General features: G+C 38.2%; 13 protein-coding genes. 5 read left to right on the plus strand and 8 right to left on the minus strand.

Annotated features, from left to right (window positions below):
• The first annotated feature begins 122 nt into the window (after positions 1 to 122).
• Both LW139_RS16310 and ybaL read left to right on the plus strand, forming a co-directional pair.
• On the plus strand, positions 123 to 1,361 hold the full coding sequence (locus tag LW139_RS16310; RefSeq protein ID WP_166539788.1) for an MFS transporter: 1,239 nt from the start codon (positions 123 to 125) through the stop codon (positions 1,359 to 1,361).
• A 239-nt stretch (positions 1,362 to 1,600) separates the two neighbouring features.
• Positions 1,601 to 3,361, plus strand: a complete 1,761-nt coding sequence (ybaL, locus tag LW139_RS16315) for a YbaL family putative K(+) efflux transporter (RefSeq protein ID WP_166539787.1) — start codon at positions 1,601 to 1,603, stop codon at positions 3,359 to 3,361.
• A 112-nt stretch (positions 3,362 to 3,473) separates the two neighbouring features.
• Here ybaL and LW139_RS16320 read toward each other — a convergent pair whose 3' ends face one another.
• From LW139_RS16320 to htpG, 5 genes are all read right to left on the minus strand, one after another.
• Positions 3,474 to 4,784 (minus strand): inosine/guanosine kinase, encoded by a 1,311-nt coding sequence (locus LW139_RS16320; protein ID WP_072070131.1) that lies wholly within the window; start codon positions 4,782 to 4,784, stop codon positions 3,474 to 3,476.
• Positions 4,785 to 4,887: 103 nt separating this feature from the next.
• The gene (gene wzz(fepE) / locus LW139_RS16325) at positions 4,888 to 6,006 is read right to left on the minus strand and encodes an LPS O-antigen length regulator Wzz(fepE) (protein ID WP_247850253.1); all 1,119 of its coding nucleotides are present in this window, start codon (positions 6,004 to 6,006) and stop codon (positions 4,888 to 4,890) included.
• A gap of 162 nt (positions 6,007 to 6,168) precedes the next feature.
• Entirely contained in the window at positions 6,169 to 7,149 is a 981-nt protein-coding gene (gene hemH, locus LW139_RS16330; protein WP_247850254.1) for a ferrochelatase, read from the minus strand.
• A gap of 174 nt (positions 7,150 to 7,323) precedes the next feature.
• On the minus strand, positions 7,324 to 7,968 hold the full coding sequence (gene adk / locus LW139_RS16335) for an adenylate kinase (protein ID WP_023582632.1): 645 nt from the start codon (positions 7,966 to 7,968) through the stop codon (positions 7,324 to 7,326).
• A gap of 181 nt (positions 7,969 to 8,149) precedes the next feature.
• A complete protein-coding gene (gene htpG / locus LW139_RS16340; protein ID WP_208105135.1) occupies positions 8,150 to 10,027 on the minus strand; it encodes a molecular chaperone HtpG in 1,878 nt (625 codons plus the stop codon).
• Positions 10,028 to 10,245: 218 nt separating this feature from the next.
• Between htpG and LW139_RS16345 the strand changes: the two genes are divergently transcribed.
• Both LW139_RS16345 and modA read left to right on the plus strand, forming a co-directional pair.
• Positions 10,246 to 11,298: an ABC transporter substrate-binding protein gene (locus LW139_RS16345; RefSeq protein WP_166539784.1), complete on the plus strand. Its 1,053-nt coding sequence runs from the start codon at positions 10,246 to 10,248 to the stop codon at positions 11,296 to 11,298.
• A gap of 11 nt (positions 11,299 to 11,309) precedes the next feature.
• Positions 11,310 to 12,029, plus strand: coding sequence for a molybdate ABC transporter substrate-binding protein (gene modA, locus LW139_RS16350; RefSeq protein ID WP_166539783.1), 720 nt, complete (start codon positions 11,310 to 11,312; stop codon positions 12,027 to 12,029).
• 43 nt (positions 12,030 to 12,072) lie between these two features.
• Here modA and purT read toward each other — a convergent pair whose 3' ends face one another.
• From purT to LW139_RS16365, 3 genes are all read right to left on the minus strand, one after another.
• Positions 12,073 to 13,257, minus strand: a complete 1,185-nt coding sequence (purT, locus tag LW139_RS16355; RefSeq protein WP_247850255.1) for a formate-dependent phosphoribosylglycinamide formyltransferase — start codon at positions 13,255 to 13,257, stop codon at positions 12,073 to 12,075.
• A 122-nt stretch (positions 13,258 to 13,379) separates the two neighbouring features.
• The gene (rarD, locus tag LW139_RS16360; RefSeq protein ID WP_247850256.1) at positions 13,380 to 14,291 is read right to left on the minus strand and encodes an EamA family transporter RarD; all 912 of its coding nucleotides are present in this window, start codon (positions 14,289 to 14,291) and stop codon (positions 13,380 to 13,382) included.
• Positions 14,292 to 14,525: 234 nt separating this feature from the next.
• Positions 14,526 to 15,473, minus strand: coding sequence for an aminoimidazole riboside kinase (locus LW139_RS16365; RefSeq protein WP_109409790.1), 948 nt, complete (start codon positions 15,471 to 15,473; stop codon positions 14,526 to 14,528).
• A 275-nt stretch (positions 15,474 to 15,748) separates the two neighbouring features.
• Here LW139_RS16365 and LW139_RS16370 point away from each other — a divergent pair, with 275 nt between their 5' ends.
• On the plus strand, positions 15,749 to 17,215 hold the full coding sequence (locus tag LW139_RS16370) for a glycoside hydrolase family 32 protein (RefSeq protein ID WP_247850257.1): 1,467 nt from the start codon (positions 15,749 to 15,751) through the stop codon (positions 17,213 to 17,215).
• The last annotated feature ends 44 nt before the right edge of the window (positions 17,216 to 17,259 follow it).

The raw sequence follows: 17,259 nt of genomic DNA on the forward strand, positions 1-17,259 counted from the left end.
GTTTTTTTGAGACATGAATCAAACTCTATTTCTCACAAAAGCACTCAACTCCAAATAGATGTAAACTAGACTAATAAAAATAGAAACAATTCATTAACAAAATAATATGACAGGGAATTAAAATGAGTAATGCTGACCCAACGCTTCCCATAGAAGAAACTGATGTTTTACAACGAAAAGCCAACAAGCGTAATACGGTTTTTAGTATTTTAACTGCCATCAGTTTTTCACATCTTCTCAATGATATGATCCAATCATTGATATTAGCTATTTACCCTATGTTGCAATCTGAATTTTCTCTCAGTTTTGTGCAAATAGGGATGATAACGTTGACTTATCAAATTACAGCATCCTTATTACAGCCATTTATTGGCCTCTATACTGATAAATATCCTAAGCCTTACTCATTACCTATTGGTATGGGTTTTACTCTAACAGGGCTTATTCTCCTTGCCTTTGCTGATACATTCCCAATGTTATTATTTGCTGCTGGGTTAGTGGGTACTGGCTCATCTGTTTTCCATCCTGAATCATCCCGTGTTGCTAGAATGGCATCAGGTGGAAGGCACGGACTTGCACAATCGCTCTTCCAAGTAGGCGGGAATCTCGGTAGCTCATTAGGCCCTCTTTTGGCTGCATTACTGATAGCACCTTATGGCAAAGGAAATGTCGGTTGGTTCTCCCTTGCTGCATTGCTGGCTATTGTCGTGTTATTACAAGTTAGCCGTTGGTATAAAATTCAACAAGAAGCTCAGAAAAAACAACCTAAAAGACTCAGCAATAAAGCAATATTGCCACGCAAAGCCCTTTTGGGATCTTTAGCCATTTTACTTATTCTGATTTTTTCTAAGTATTTTTATCTTGCAAGCATCAGTAGCTACTATACTTTCTATTTAATACATAAATTTGGCGTTTCAGTACAAAATGCACAAATTCACCTATTTGTTTTTCTCTTTGCTGTTGCTGCTGGCACCATGATTGGTGGCCCTGTAGGCGATAAAATTGGTAGAAAATACGTTATTTGGGGATCTATTCTAGGTGTTGCACCTTTTACACTGATACTCCCTTATGCCAGCTTGTACTGGACTGGCGTACTTACTGTATTCATTGGTGTAATTTTAGCTTCAGCATTTTCTGCTATCTTGGTTTATGCTCAAGAGTTAATTCCGGGTAAAACAGGTATGGTTTCAGGGCTTTTCTTTGGACTTGCTTTTGGAATGGGAGGGATTGGTGCTGCAGTCTTAGGGTATATTGCAGATCAGAAGAGTATTGAATATGTCTATCATATTTGTGCTTATCTCCCACTGTTAGGTATTTTCACCATTTTTCTTCCTAATATTGGGGTAGATAAAACTGAATAAGCTGTAATTAACCCTGTTATTTAAATGAACCAATAACAGGGTAACTCTTACCTTAAAAGACAAGACTTATTAAAATAACATAAAAAAACGCATTTGCGTCATAAAACTCAATCAACTTGCTATTTTTATAAATAATCGATAATTTTTAGCGAATTTATTGCATAAATACGTTAAACTATCCGCCTGCTATATACTCGCCCCCCCCGATACATGTAGTTTTATAAAAAGAAGGAGAATTGATGCCGCATTCAACACCCCTCATTACCACCATTGTTGGTGGGTTAGCACTTGCTTACATTTTAGGCATGATCGCTCAACGGCTAAAAATCTCACCTTTAGTAGGATATCTTGCTGCGGGTGTACTCGCTGGCCCATTTACCCCAGGCTTTGTCGCTGATACCTCTCTCGCCCCTGAACTCGCTGAAATCGGCGTCATTCTGCTAATGTTTGGCGTGGGTTTACATTTTTCTTTAAAAGATCTTATGGCGGTAAAAGCTATCGCTATTCCGGGTGCTATTGCGCAAATTGCAGTCGCAACACTATTAGGATTGGGATTATCGGCATTTTTTGGCTGGGGTTTATTTAGTGGCATTGTATTCGGTTTATGTCTATCAACGGCAAGTACCGTTGTTCTTTTACGAGCACTTGAAGAAAGAGGCCTGATTGATAGCCAACGAGGCCAAATTGCTATTGGTTGGCTGATAGTTGAAGACCTAGCAATGGTATTAGCCCTTGTGCTACTACCCGCTGCCGCCAATATGCTGGAAAGTAGCGACCAAACCAGTGTTTCTCAACTGATGATTAATTTAGGGATCACTATCGGTAAAGTCGTTGCCTTTATCTTAATCATGATGGTTGTCGGCCGTAAGCTTATTCCTTGGATTTTAGCCAAAACCGCAGCAACGGGCTCTCGTGAACTCTTTACGTTATGTGTGTTAGCTCTAGCCTTAGGTATCGCTTATGCCGCTGTAACCTTATTTGATGCTTCTTTCGCATTAGGCGCATTCTTTGCCGGTATGGTACTCAATGAGTCTGATTTAAGCCACAGAGCTGCTCAAGATACTTTGCCACTGCGTGATGCCTTTGCAGTACTGTTCTTTGTGTCTGTAGGTATGCTGTTTGATCCTATGGTCTTAATTGAACACCCACTCGGCATCTTAGCAACGTTGGCTATCATTATTATTGGTAAATCAGCAGCAGCGCTGGTACTTGTACGAATGTTTGGGCATTCTAGACGAACAGCCCTAACTATTTCTGCTAGTCTTGCTCAAATTGGTGAATTTGCCTTTATTCTTGCTGGTCTTGGTGTTGCTCTAAACGTTTTAGAGCCAGATGCACGTAATCTTGTTTTAGCCGGCGCTTTAGTTTCTATTATGCTAAACCCAGTATTGTTCTCTTTATTAGACCGTTATCTGGCAAAAACAGAGACAAAAGAAGAAGTGGAACAACTACAACAAGAAGAGCTGGAAGAAGAGATGCCAGTTCCTGTTGATATCTGTGGCCACGCTATTATCGTTGGCTATGGACGCGCGGGAAGTATGCTTTCTGAAAAATTATTAGCTAAATCTATTCCATTGGTTATTATCGAAAATAGCCGTAATAAATTCACGGAATTAAAAGAGAAAAGCTTAAATACGGTACTGGGTAATGCTTCAACAAAAGAATCACTTGCTTTAGCCCGTATTGATTGTGCTAAATCTTTACTACTGACTATCCCTAATGGTTATGAAGCCGCTGATATTGCCGAAACAGCAAGAAGTATGAACCCTGATTTAAATATCATTGTTCGTGCTCATTTCGACGATATTATTGTTCGGGCTAACTACGATGAAGAAGCATCTTTTATCCTTGAAAAAGGTGCAAATCACGTCATTATCGATGAAGATCAAACTGCATCTGCAATGGCTGATATGTTAGTGAAGGAAGTAGAGTTTGGTTGTGCTATTGATGATACTCCTGAAAATGGTCAGCAAATTATTGCTCCAAGTGCAGCACAATAACCAAATATAGATAACCTGTTAACGCTACAAATTTAAGTCAATAAAAAACCTATCAAAATTGATAGGTTTTTTATTTCACTCTGATAAAACAAAACTGAGAAACAATATAAACTTAACGTTCCCAATAGGCTTCTTCTAAGCTGTCTTCTTTTTCAGGTAAACCACGCGTTAAACGAGGTGAATGCTGACTTAACACTTGATAACTCACTCGATTAGCATATTTACACACTTGTGCTAATGATGAGTAGGTTAAATAAGTTCGAGGATGCTTACTCGAATTCGGCACATTAATTCGATGGTAACTATTTGCTGTAATATCATGCAGTAATGCCGATAATGCTGCATCACCCGCACCATTTGTATTCATGATTTTCTCAGGGCCACCCATATAAGGCTCAATATGGGAATAAACTTTTTCTGGCTCTTCACAATCTTTGTAGCGCATTGCACGGCTAAATTCATAACGGTTAAATTCAGCAATTGCACCAGGTAATAAAGGATGCGTTGTTTGACGTTTAAAGCTTTGTTCCGTATACCCCCCCATATAAAGCCCTGCGGGGCCTGCGGTACAAAGAACTAAGTCAACCCATTCTAATGCGACATCAGAGGCAAGGAGAGGATCAGAATGCCCTGTTAACTCAAATGCTTCATCTTCATTCATTGCCACAACAGATACATGCTCTTTTAGGAAATCACGCCACCATTGTGGATCATCTGCAATAACATATTTAGTACCTAATGTAAGCACTACGGGTACGTCATACTTTTTCGCATATTCAATCGCTTTCATGGTAGCCAAAGGCATTGGCTCACCAGGTTTACAACGCACTAAATAAGCGGTTAAAACCAATGCAGAAGCTTCTGCAATCACCTCTTCTGGAATACTCTCAGGCTGAAGTTGGTTCATTTGGCCTGGGCTAATTGCAAAAGTACGTTCACCATTTTCTGTGATCAGCGTAAAACAGCGCCCAATAGCACCATCAACACCTTGAAGATAATTCAAATCAGTGCGGCTAGACGTGTTACATAAATAGCGATAAGCATAGCTACCAATCTGAATGTTATTACACATAGTACCTAATAACACAGAACGGTCATCAGCCAATACAGAGTAATTATGCAGTGTATTACCAATAGTGCCACCCGCAAATTCGTGAGTGATTAAGTTATTATCTGTTAATTCACGATAAAGCGCTTCTGCGACATCATCTTCAATAACTAGAGAGTGTCCCTGACTCAAGTTATAACGGGTAATAAATGCCTCATCAACTTTCGCTTCGATATCCACCAATGTTTGGTCAATGCCGACAATATAGGCGCGCGAAGATTCGCTCTCCGTCATATTGATGATGGGTTGTAGTAAAGGATCTCGTAAACTAACGGGAAAATAGTGTTTGGATTTTCGTTTGCCAGGGAATTTCATTGTGAACGATGCTACACAGCTAAAAAAGATGCGCAATGTTAACACAATATTATGGGAGAGACAGTAGGTGTACGTCTGTACACCTACTTATTTGGCGATATTTTTATGCGGTTTTACGACGGCTTCTTGCCATATAGCTCAGTAAAACACCCATTACAGAAAGGATAAAACCAACAAAAGCAGCACCGACTAAAATCAGAGCACGTTTAGGCGCATCTTTTTTAGTGGGTTCATAAGGCTTCAACATATATTTGAATGGTACAAATTGAAGCTCATCTAATTTCACTTTTTCTAACTGCTTCATGTTATATAAACGGTTTTTCAGATCAGCACTCACTGTTGTTGGATCAGTGATAGCTTCTGTGATAGCCAATTTACTACTTAACGCATCAGAACCCATGGCAATAGAGTAATCAGGGTCATCTTTAATTTGTGCGCCTTCACTTGAAATTGGTTTTTTTACTCCTGCCGCATTAGCAATCTCTAACGCATATTTTAAGCGTTGAACATTTACATTACGTGCATTAGCAATACGTTCTAAATCCATTTCATACGCTTTTTGAGCAAAGCTTAATTTACGTTCAATTTGATCATCAATCTCGTCTTTCACTTCCATACGTACTTTGGTGGAAATAAAACGAATATAGCCTGAAAGTAAATCGTAAGCCTCTTCTGAGGTTGGTGCCGTAAAGCTTAGATTAATTTCGCCACTAAACTCTTCTTCACTGTTTTTATCATCTGAAGCTTTTAAATTAATATCTTTCGTTACGATTTCTTCAATTAATTTACGTTTATCGAGTGGCGTTGGCTCTTCCATTTTAGCCAACAAGCTTTTGTAATAATCTGTGCTTATCAAATACTCTTCACGCAAAACACGAGAGTTATAGTTATTGATAAATTTTTGATAAACAGAAGAACCATTAACACCCGTATCAACATCCACTAGGCTTAGTTCAGTCAATGTCGCTCTTAATTGCTTCATTTCATCGAGCATTGGCTTGGTAATTGCAGCTTGGCTTGTCCATTTTTGGGGTAAAAAACTTGCAACAGTAAAGCCAACGATAGCAAATAATAACGTGATACCAATAATGACAAATTTTGATTTATAAATAACAGAAAATAATTCAAAAAGATCGATTTCATCGTTCTGTTTTAGATAAAAGTCATCAAAATTCCCTTTATCAATTTCTGAAGATTGTGGTTTTGAAAGCTTACTATTCATTTTCCTGCCTAAATTTATGTAATGCAGTGTCCGTTTATCAGCATTTTAGTGATTAACACTAAAACACTTAAAAAATGAGAAAAGATAAGTTTATATATAACTGAAATATGATCAAATTAATATATCATCAAATCCGATAATTTTATTTATAGAATTCAGTAATTATTTTTTGCATATCTCACGGATCATCACCTCTAGCAAGTCAATATGCCCAGGTTCATCATTTAATGCAGGGATATATTCATACTGTTTTCCCCCTCCATGAATAAAGAATTCACGGTTCTGTTCGTTAATTTCTTCTAATGTTTCCAAACAATCAGATGAAAAGCCCGGGCATACAACTTGAACGTGTTTAACACCTTCACTTCCCAACTTTTCCATTGTTTTATCAGTATAAGGTGATAACCAAGGCTCACGTCCGAAACGTGATTGGAATGTCAACATGACCTGCTTTTTAGGGTAGCCTAATTGTATTTCTAATTGTTCTTTAAGCTTTTCAGTTGTAAGGCAACATTCATCATAATAAATATCCCCTGTTTTAATAAATCGCTCTGGAATACCATGGAAAGAGAGAATTAAACGATCAGGTTTTCCATATTGCTGAAAGCTCTTCTCAATAGAGGTAACAAGTGCTTTGATATAAAGCGGATGTTCAGGGTAGCTACGAATAAAATTTAAGGATGGAATAGTGCGCATCCCTTTCAATATTTTGCTTACACCATCAAATACCGCGGCAGAGGTAGAACAAGAGTATTGAGGATAAAGTGGTAACAAAATAAGGTTCTCAACACCTTGTTGTAACAGTTTTTCAATCCCTTCATTTAGCGATGGATTGCCATAACACATCCCTAATTCCACAGGTATATTAGGTAATCGCTGAGCAAGCGCGCGTTGTTGGGCGCGACTATAAACTAACAGAGGGGAACCTTCTTTCATCCATATTTGTTGATAAAGTTTTGCTACTTTAGGAGAACGAAACGGCAATATCGCGCCCTGTAATATTGGTTTCCAAATTAAAGGAGAAACATCAACAACACGAGGATCGCTAAGAAATTGTGCTAAATAACGTCGGACAGCACCCGTTGTCGGCGCATCAGGTGTACCAAGATTAACGAGAAGAACGCCATACTTAGCATGATTCATACCATGACTCCTTAGAGTTATTTTTATTAGGATAACCAAAGGGTAGAAGAATAAAGGAAAATAATGAATTGTGCTTGTCAATTTATTGGATCGAATTTTTTAACTTATTTTATACCGGTTAAATAAGGTAAAAAAAATCCCGGCTCAACCGGGATTAATCATAGCGATGACAAATTAGCCAAGGATACTTTTCAGTTCAGCATTAATTTCGCTAACTTTTTGTGTACCATCAACTTTGAAGTATTTTGCATTGCTTGCTTTAGCTTCATTCTGATAATAAGAAACTAACGGTGCCGTTTGAGTATGATACTCAACTAAACGTTTACGAACGGTTTCTTCTTGGTCATCTTTACGTGTTGTTAACTCTTCACCTGTCACGTCATCACGATTTTCCACTTTAGGTGGATTAAATTTCACATGATAAACACGACCTGATGGTGCGTGAACACGACGGCCAATAATACGTTCTACAATGATGTCATCTGGTACTGCGAATTCCAGTACGAAATCCACATTGATCCCTGCTTCTTTCATTGCATCAGCTTGCGGAATTGTTCTTGGGAACCCATCCAACAAGAAACCATTACGGCAATCGTCTTGTTTGATGCGCTCTTTAACTAACGCAATAACTAATTCATCAGTAACTAACTGACCATTGTCCATCAGTGCTTTTGCTTTCAGTCCTAGTTCTGTACCTGCACTTACTGCCGCACGTAACATATCACCAGTTGAAATCTGTGGGATACCATAGTTTTCTTTAATGAATTGAGCCTGAGTGCCTTTACCAGCGCCTGGAGCGCCTAGCAGAATGATACGCATCGCGTAAATCCCCTTGCATTTAATTTTTTATATTTAAACTCGAAAACGCATTACCATACCATTTTGTGAGGTCATCGCTCAAGAAATCACGGTAGCGATTGCATTTTATTTTTGTCGAAAAAGAAAAAACCACGCTCTCTTTTCAGAGAAACGTGGTTTAAATGTTTGAAAACGAAAACAGTTACGCTTTTTGAACTAAAAGTTGATTCACTAAGCGAATAAACTGGTTTGGATCTTCCAAAGAGCCTCTTTCAGCAAATAATGCCTGATCGAGTAATAAATTAACCCAATCAGCAAATAAAGCGTCATCCGTTAACTCGGCTGTTTGTTTCACTAATGGATGATTTGGATTTAGCTCAAAGTTATATTTTACTTCTGGCACTTCTTGTCCTGCTGCTGCAAACAATTTCGCCATTTGTGTGGTCATTTCATCCGCACTGGTTGTCACAATCGCAGGGGTATCTGTCAAGCGGTGTGTTAATTTCACCTCTTTAACTCTGTCGCCCAACAAAGTTTTAATGCGCTCAACGAAAGGTGCTAATTGTTTATCTGTTTCTTCTTGTTCAGCTTGTTTTTCTTCATCAGCCAGTTTATCAAGAGATTCATCTGCTTTACTGACAGATTGGAATGACTTGCCATCAAACTCTGTCAGATAATTCATCATCCATTCATCAATACGATCTGATAACAGTAATACTTCGATACCTTTTTTGCGGAACAGCTCTAAATGAGGGCTATTTTTCGCAGCAGCGTAGCTATCAGCGGTGATGTAATAGATTTTTTCCTGACCTTCCACCATGCGGCTAACATAATCTTCCAATGAAACCGTTTGAGCATCACTGTCGTTATGCGTTGATGCAAAACGCAGTAACTTAGCAATAGTTTCAATGTTAGATGAGTCTTCTGCTGGACCTTCTTTTAAGACTAAACCAAACTCTTTCCAGAATGCTTGATACTCTTCAGGCTTATTCTCAGCCAGTTTTTGTAACATTTGTAATGCACGTTTAGTTAATGCACTACGTAAGTTACGTGTAACAGAGCTGTCTTGTAGAATTTCTCGCGAAACGTTTAGTGGTAAATCATTAGAATCAACTAACCCACGAATAAAACGTAGGTAATTAGGCATAAACTGCTCAGCTTCATCCATAATAAAAACACGCTGTACATACAGTTTTAAACCATGGCGCTGTTCACGATTCCATAAATCCCAAGGCGCTTTTGAAGGCACATATAATAAACTTGTGTATTCTTGTTTACCTTCAACGCGGTTGTGTACCCAGCTTAATGGATCAGCAAAGTCATGAGAGATATGCTTATAAAACTCTTTATACTCATCATCACTTACTTCAGCTTTATTACGAGTCCACAGCGCTTGCGCCTTATTAATTTTTTCCCACGTTACTGTGCCGTCTTCTTCATTTTTCGTTTCAATTTCAACAGGCAAAGAAATATGGTCAGAATATTTACTAATAATGCTACGTAGACGCCAATCATCTAAATACTCATCTTCGCCTTCACGCAAATGAAGCGTTATTTCAGTACCGCGATCCGCTTTTTCAATATCAGCAACGGTGTAATCACCTTCACCTTCAGACTCCCAGAAAACGCCTTTATCGGCTGTTTCACCTGCAGCACGAGTGCGCACAGTCACTTTATCTGCAACGATAAAAGCTGAATAGAATCCCACACCAAACTGACCAATTAACTGGCTATCTTTAGCTTGATCTTGTCCGATAGATTCTAAGAATGATTTGGTACCTGATTTTGCGATAGTACCTAGATTATCAATGACTTCATCACGAGTCATACCAATACCATTATCACTGATAGTCAGAGTTCGGTTCTCTTTATCAGTGGAAATGCGCACATGCAATTCACCGTTATTTTCATAAAGTGCTGCATCTGATAATGCACGGAAACGCAATTTATCAGCCGCATCTGATGCGTTCGAAATCAATTCGCGAAGGAAAATTTCTTTATTGGAGTAAAGAGAATGGATCATTAATTGAAGAAGTTGTTTAACTTCTGACTGAAATCCTCTTGTTTCCTGACCTTTCATACTCATTTTTACCTCAATTAATCCTAATTTGGCGAAAAAAAATCAATATGAGTAAAAAGTGGGGATAGATAAGCAAGTTTCAAGGGTTGAGTAAAAAATTAAGCTTATAAAATTAATTAACTACCTTATATGATTAAAGTTTGAGCAAAAATAATACTTGCTGTATATTTTTAGCTGTATATTTTATTATATAGCGATATTAACTTAGGTTTATGACTATGAAAGCTTTATTACAGCACTGTTTATTAGGTATTGGCATACTCTCCCTTTCTTCCTTCTCTTACGCAGACAGACAAATCGTAGACCAAATTGGTCGCACCGTGACCATTCCAGATAAAATAGAAAGAACGGTGGTTTTACAACATCAAACACTGAATTTACTAGTTCAACTTGATGCTACAGATAAAGTTGTTGGTGTAATGTCTAACTGGAAACAACAATTAGGTGATGGCTATGCACAATTAGCGCCCTCACTGGAAAATACCCCAAAAGTGGGCGATCTCACCAGTTTTGATGCTGAAAGCTTAGTAAAGCTACAACCTCAAGTTGTTTTTGTAACCAATTACGCCCCAAAAGAGATGATCGATAAGATCTCTGCTCTTGGTATTCCTGTTGTGGCGATTTCATTACGCAAAGAAGCTAATGAAGATAAATCAACACTCAATCCAACATTACAAAACGAAGAACAAGCCTATAACGAAGGGCTAAAAGAAGGCATTTTGTTGATTGGGGATATCGTCAATAAATCAGAAAATGCAAAAACCTTAGTAAATGATACTTTTAAACAACGTGAGCAAGTAAGTCAGCGCTTACAAGATATTCCTAAAGAGCAACGAGTGCGGGCTTACATGGCAAACCCAGACTTAACTACTTATGGTTCAGGTAAGTATACAGGCTTGATGATGGAGCACGCTGGCGCATTCAATGTTGCGGCATCAACCGTCAAAGGATATAAACAAGTTTCTCTTGAACAAGTTATTGCATGGGATCCTGAAGTTATCTTTGTTCAAGACAGATACCCACAAGTTGTGGATGAAATAAAACAAGATACACGTTGGCAAGTCATTAATGCTGTTAAAAATAATCGCATTTATTTAATGCCTGAATATGCAAAAGCATGGGGATACCCAATGCCAGAAGCCATGGCAATTGGTGAGTTGTGGATGGCAAAAAAACTATATCCTGAAAAATTTAGCGATATTGATATGCAAAAAGCGGCTAATGATTGGTATCAAAAATTCTATCGTACTCAATATCAAGGGAAAGAGTAGGATATAACACAATGACATTTTCCCTTTTTGCAGCAGGTAGCTTAAAAGCAACGCTACCTGCTTTTATTGAGCATTATCAGCAAAAAACTGGTGAAAAGTGGGCACTTACATTTGGGCCTGCAGGATTATTACGCCAACGTATTGAACAAGGAGAAGTTTGTCATTTATTTCTTTCTGCTGATAAAAATAATCCACAGCAATTAATCGATAAAGGTTTAGCACTACAATATGCCCCTTTTATTGCAAATCAACTTTGCATTACAACTCGTCGTAATGATATTAATGAGCTGGATACTTGGCTTACTGTATTATCAAATACCGCATTAAAATTAGCGATATCCACACCAAAATCTGATCCATCAGGTGATTATAGTTGGCAGCTTTTTGATAATATTGCACAAATTGATCCTGATTTAAGCCAGACATTAAAAATAAGAGCGCTCTCTTTAGTTGGCGGTGAACATTCACTTACTATTCCTAAAGGTAGAATGGCAGCCCATTACTTAATTACAACTCATCAAGCCGATGCCTTTATTGGTTACCAGCACTATCAAACACAATTAAGTGAATTTCCTGAACTAAAAACATTCACTATTCCAAAACCTTTTAATGTCACAGCACACTATTGTGCAACACTCATCCATTCACAAGCTTATAGTTTATATCAGGAAATTTTATCCCCTTATGCAAAAGACTATTTTATTAAAGCCGGATTTTTACCGCTAAGCTGATAGTGTTCACTTAGCAGTAAAATGGATAACTAATGATATAAAATTATTTAGCATCACCCACAACAATGGCTTGAGCGCCTTCTTTGGCTTCATCAAGCGCGTGTTTTATTGTATCAGCATGGGCAAGTACAACACCTAAACGGCGAGAGCCTGCGATTTCAGGCTTGGCGAAAAGGCGAATTTGACGATCCGCCTTCAACGCTTTTTCAATACCAGAATACACAATATTCGTACTATAAAGCTCTGGTAAAATAACCGCTGATGCACAAGGGCCTAATTGGCGAATTCCACCAATGGGATAGCCTAAAAAAGCACGAACATGAAGCGCAAACTCTGATAAATCTTGAGAAATTAGTGTCACCAATCCCGTATCATGAGGGCGAGGTGAGACTTCATTAAAGAATACCTCATCACCTTGAACAAACAACTCAACACCAAATAAACCATACCCCCCTAAGTTCTCAACCACTTTACTCGCAATATGGTGTGCTTTAGCAAGTGCGATGTCACTCATCTTTTGAGGTTGCCATGATTCACGATAATCCCCTTTTTCTTGCCGATGACCAATGGGAGCACAAAAATGGATACCATCAACAGCGTGAATAGTCAGTAACGTGATCTCAAAATCAAACGGGATCATTTTTTCAACGATAACGCGTCCTTTTCCTGCTCTCCCGCCCTCTTGTGAGTAAATCCAAGCTTGAGCTAAATCGTTTTCATTACGAATAACACTTTGCCCTTTCCCCGATGAACTCATGACAGGTTTGACAATACAAGGGAAACCGATATCTAAAGCGGCTTTTTTAAAATTCACTTCATCATCAACAAATTGATAATTTGATGTTGGTAAAAGTAATGTTTCAGAAGCTAAACGACGGATACCCTCTCTATCCATTGTGAGCTTTACAGCGCGGGCACAAGGAACAACTTTTTGCCCTTTTTGTTCTAATTCAACCAATAACGAGGTTGCTATCGCCTCAATTTCAGGAACAATAAAATCAGGTTGCTCTTGTTCAATAATGAGCTTTAATGCATTGCTATCAAGCATATTCACCACATGATGGCGATGTGCAATATGCATCGCGGGTGCATTGAGATAGCGATCAACGGCAATCACTTCAATTCCCAAGCGTTGGCATTCTATCGCGACTTCTTTGCCTAATTCACCTGCACCTAATAGCATTACCTTTGTTGCATTAGCTGTAAGAGCCGTACCCAACACAGTCATTCTTCATCCTCACTATTTATAAAAAATACAATGACGCAAACGATTGCCTTTGAGTAGCATAACGGATTTTACTTGATAGAAAAATAGGCAGGCAAAAATAATCACTCAAAGAAAGAAAACCATTACAAAATTTGGCTGCGTTTTCCTTTTTGGATTTTTAGATAATTAAGACGTTTTCGAATAAGTGCCAAGATACAGCATAAAAGCCCCAGCCAAATTAGAGAAAAACTGACACCTTTAACTTCATCAAAAGCTTCATGAAATAAGAAAACAGCCAGTAAAAATTGAATAGTAGGTTCTATATATTGCGCTAGTCCAATAACTGTTAGCGTAGTTCGTTTCACGGCTGCCGTAAAAAACAATAATGGCAAGATGGTAACAGGTGCAGTTAAAACATAATAAAAACGAGTCAGATTATCTGCAGAAGGTAACGCGCTTTTATCTGTCATAAACAACCAAATGGTCGCGCCTATTGCTAATGGCATTAGCCAAAGAGTTTCCATAAATAAAGAGGTTATGACATCAAAACGAATAAATTTACGAATTAATCCATATACAGCAAATGCGCCTCCCATCATAATAGCCAGCACTGGTAATTCCCCGTACATCCACAGCTGGTATCCCACCCCCGCACAAATTAAAGTAACCGCCCACTTTTCTGCAGGATTAAGCTTTTCTTTCAGAAAAATGACACCTAATAAAATCGAGAAAAGTGGATTAATAAAATACCCTAAGCTCGCTTCTAATACTTGTTGATGCGTTAATGCATAGGTAAAGGTACACCAAGAAACCGCCATTGCCATTGAGCTAAATAAACACATAAAAACAGAACGTTTATCTTGGAAAACCGCACACCATTGAGTTCTATTCTTGATAAAAAGCCACACTAGCAATAATAAAGGAATAGACCAAATTAGACGCTGGGCTAACATTTCTAATGGTTGGGCACCCGGTAAAAGCCGATAAAACAGAGGAGTGATACCCCAAAGAATATAAGAAAAAATGGCTAATACTGCGCCCGATTGAGCCCACATTTAATGTTCCATCAATAAAAGTTGATATGTTTTAATATCATACGCTTAAAACAGACAGAACAATATGATCAACATCGCTGATTGATTGATAAAAAATAGAAGCGTCTAATCGAAAAGATAAAAAAATCTCCACTAATAATGGCTTCGAGAAAAACCAGTATTAATGGAGGGTAAGGAAATACCATTAAGAGAAAAGCGTGGTAAAAACCACAACCAGAAAAAATCAGTGAGCTATCAGAAAATCTCCCGAACATGCAAAGGAGGTTGTTGTTGAACAAAATCATGTAATTTTTTACGACTTGGTGCCGCTGCTATCGCCCCTTTTTGAGTTGTGGCCAAAGCACCACAAGCAGCCGCTTGCGTCACTATTCTTGATAAGTATTGTTCATCTTCAGCAAAACCATATTCTGCAAGTGCCGCCAACAAACCAGACATAAAGGCATCCCCTGCTCCCGTAGTATCAATACACTCAACGGTAAAAGCACTAAATGCAACTTGAGTATTTGGTGTTAACACTAAACATCCTTTAGAGCCTTGAGTGATCACTTTTAAACGCGCGGGATAACCTTCTAATTTTTTAAGGGCATTATTCAATGTCACTTCTTGTGTCATCCACGTAAGTTCATCTTCTGATAATTTTAATATGTCGGCTTTATGCGCATAATTATCGATAACTTCGCGCATTTCTTCGTGATCACGCCACATTTGAGGGCGTAAGTTAATATCAAAACTCAGCAATGAATCCGTCTCTTTAATACTCTTAATAGCTGTATCCAAAGTTGAGCGACAAATGGGATTCACTAATGCTAAAGAGCAAAAATGCAAAATATCTTTTTCGAACGCTGGTAAAGATTTTTCTGTTAAAAATTGATCTGCAGATTCAGCGACTAAGAAAGTAAAATCACGTTCACCATTTTCTTGTAAAGAGACAAGAACTGTACTGGTACGGTGAAACTCATCAAATTCCATTGCTCGAGTATCAACCCCCAGATCAAACAATGTTTTTTGCATAAAATGGCCGAACGCATCTTCACCCACACGCCCAATAAAACCACTTTGTTGACCAAGTTTAGCAACACCCGCAGCAACATTGACAGGCGCGCCACCAGCACATGCTTCATATTGCATATTTTGCAATGGGATCAGGTCAACAACAGCATCACCTAAAGACCAGACTTTCATAATCTCTCCTGAAGATAAGCAATTATTTTTCTTCACTATATTCTGTTTTTATAACTATTCATAACGATTAAAGGAAGATATTGCTCGTAAATCCACTCTGATAACGTTAACATAATGAGATATTATGATAAAGTCAATCTTATGAAAAGTGTTTTTTTGCCCTCTAATGTTATCGTTAACAAGGAAGGGAAACGTATAGTTTAATCTGTTTTTTTATTCTTTTATAACCTAAAAACGTGGGCTAACGACACTGAAAATATAATAAGGATAATGATATGAAACACCGTTTAGAACAATCAACAAATGCCTTAAATACCTTGATTGAAAAGCGAGGTAATACTTTTTATCCCCAATTTCATTTAGCTGCACCTGCGGGGTGGTTAAATGATCCTAATGGTCTTATTTATCATGATGGTTTATATCATGCTTTTTATCAGCACCATCCTTATTCTCAAGATTGGGGTCCAATGCATTGGGGACATGCCACAAGCACCGATATGATCCACTGGCAACATCAGCCGATTGCGTTAGCTCCTGGTGATGATTACGATAAAAGTGGTTGTTTTTCAGGTTCAGCTATTAGTCATGACGGTAAACTCTACCTTTTTTATACTGGTCATAATTGGTTAGGCGAAGAAGGTGATGATAGCCAAATTTATGAAGCACAATGTGTGGCTATCAGTGAAGACGGTATTCATTTTGAGAAAAAAGGGATCGTTTTAGAACCTCCTAAAGGTTATATGCATTTTCGTGATCCTAAAGTGTGGTATCAAGACGGGAAATGGTGGATGGTTGTCGGTGCCAGAGATGAAAAAGATCAAGGGCAAGTTTTACTTTTTTCTAGTGAAACCTTATTTGAAGAAGGAAAACAGTGGAGCAACGATTACACTATTTTGGGAAAAACTGACGATAAAAACGTCTATATGTGGGAGTGCCCTGACTTCTTCCCGATCAGCCAAGACAATCAATTCGCGATTGTCTTTTCGCCCCAAGGAAAACGCGCAGAAGGTTATCAATACCGGAACCTCTTTCAAGCTGGCGCATTAATCGGTCAATGGTCACCAAGCCAACCTTTTAAACCACAAGGTCACTTTGTTGAGTTAGATAATGGCCATGATTATTATGCCCCCCAATCATTTATGACTCCTGATGGTCGTCGTGTTTCTATGGGCTGGATGGATATGTGGAATTCACCCATGCCATCAAAAGCGGAGTTTTGGTCTGGTTGCTTCACATTACCTCGCGAAATTACCTTTGATAAGAGCAAAAACCGTTTACGTATGGTGCCAGTCAAAGAAGTTGAATCATTACGCCAAGAAAAAAACACCATTAAACCTCTTACATTAAGCCATCAATCTATAGAGTTAATTGATAACACATCAGCTATCGAACTCGATTTAACATGGTCTTTAGACAGCCAAGCCGAAAAATTTGGCTTATGGCTAGGTGAAGGGCTTGAGCTTTTTGTAGATAATCAATCAAATCGTTTAGTGCTTAATCGTCATTATCCTCAATACAATATCAGTGGTGCTCGCAGTATTCCATTACCTGAAGGCTGTCAATTAAACTTGCGCATATTCATTGATCGTTCATCAATAGAAGTCTTTGTTAATCAAGGTGAATATACATTAAGTAGTCGATATTATGCGCCACAAGACGCACGCTCTTTACGCCTTTTTGCAATGAGTGGTGAAGCAATATTGTTATCAGGTGAATATTGGCGATTAAATCATATCGGCTAATTTTAAAAACATTCATTCTATTTGAATGATGATAAAACGTGAGT

The sequence above is a fragment of the Proteus vulgaris genome, assembly GCF_023100685.1.
Taxonomy (GTDB): domain Bacteria; phylum Pseudomonadota; class Gammaproteobacteria; order Enterobacterales; family Enterobacteriaceae; genus Proteus.

What these genes read in the sequence shown, in the direction of transcription:
- purT (WP_247850255.1), bottom strand. Translation starts at nt 13,257, where the DNA reads ATGACTGTGTTGGGTACGGCTCTTACAGCTAATGCAACAAAGGTAATG.
- LW139_RS16370 (WP_247850257.1), top strand. Translation starts at nt 15,749, where the DNA reads ATGAAACACCGTTTAGAACAATCAACAAATGCCTTAAATACCTTGATT.
- LW139_RS16365 (WP_109409790.1), bottom strand. Translation starts at nt 15,473, where the DNA reads ATGAAAGTCTGGTCTTTAGGTGATGCTGTTGTTGACCTGATCCCATTG.
- LW139_RS16310 (WP_166539788.1), top strand. Translation starts at nt 123, where the DNA reads ATGAGTAATGCTGACCCAACGCTTCCCATAGAAGAAACTGATGTTTTA.
- ybaL (WP_166539787.1), top strand. Translation starts at nt 1,601, where the DNA reads ATGCCGCATTCAACACCCCTCATTACCACCATTGTTGGTGGGTTAGCA.
- adk (WP_023582632.1), bottom strand. Translation starts at nt 7,968, where the DNA reads ATGCGTATCATTCTGCTAGGCGCTCCAGGCGCTGGTAAAGGCACTCAG.
- rarD (WP_247850256.1), bottom strand. Translation starts at nt 14,291, where the DNA reads ATGTGGGCTCAATCGGGCGCAGTATTAGCCATTTTTTCTTATATTCTT.
- htpG (WP_208105135.1), bottom strand. Translation starts at nt 10,027, where the DNA reads ATGAAAGGTCAGGAAACAAGAGGATTTCAGTCAGAAGTTAAACAACTT.
- LW139_RS16320 (WP_072070131.1), bottom strand. Translation starts at nt 4,784, where the DNA reads ATGAAATTCCCTGGCAAACGAAAATCCAAACACTATTTTCCCGTTAGT.
- modA (WP_166539783.1), top strand. Translation starts at nt 11,310, where the DNA reads ATGACATTTTCCCTTTTTGCAGCAGGTAGCTTAAAAGCAACGCTACCT.
- LW139_RS16345 (WP_166539784.1), top strand. Translation starts at nt 10,246, where the DNA reads ATGAAAGCTTTATTACAGCACTGTTTATTAGGTATTGGCATACTCTCC.
- hemH (WP_247850254.1), bottom strand. Translation starts at nt 7,149, where the DNA reads ATGAATCATGCTAAGTATGGCGTTCTTCTCGTTAATCTTGGTACACCT.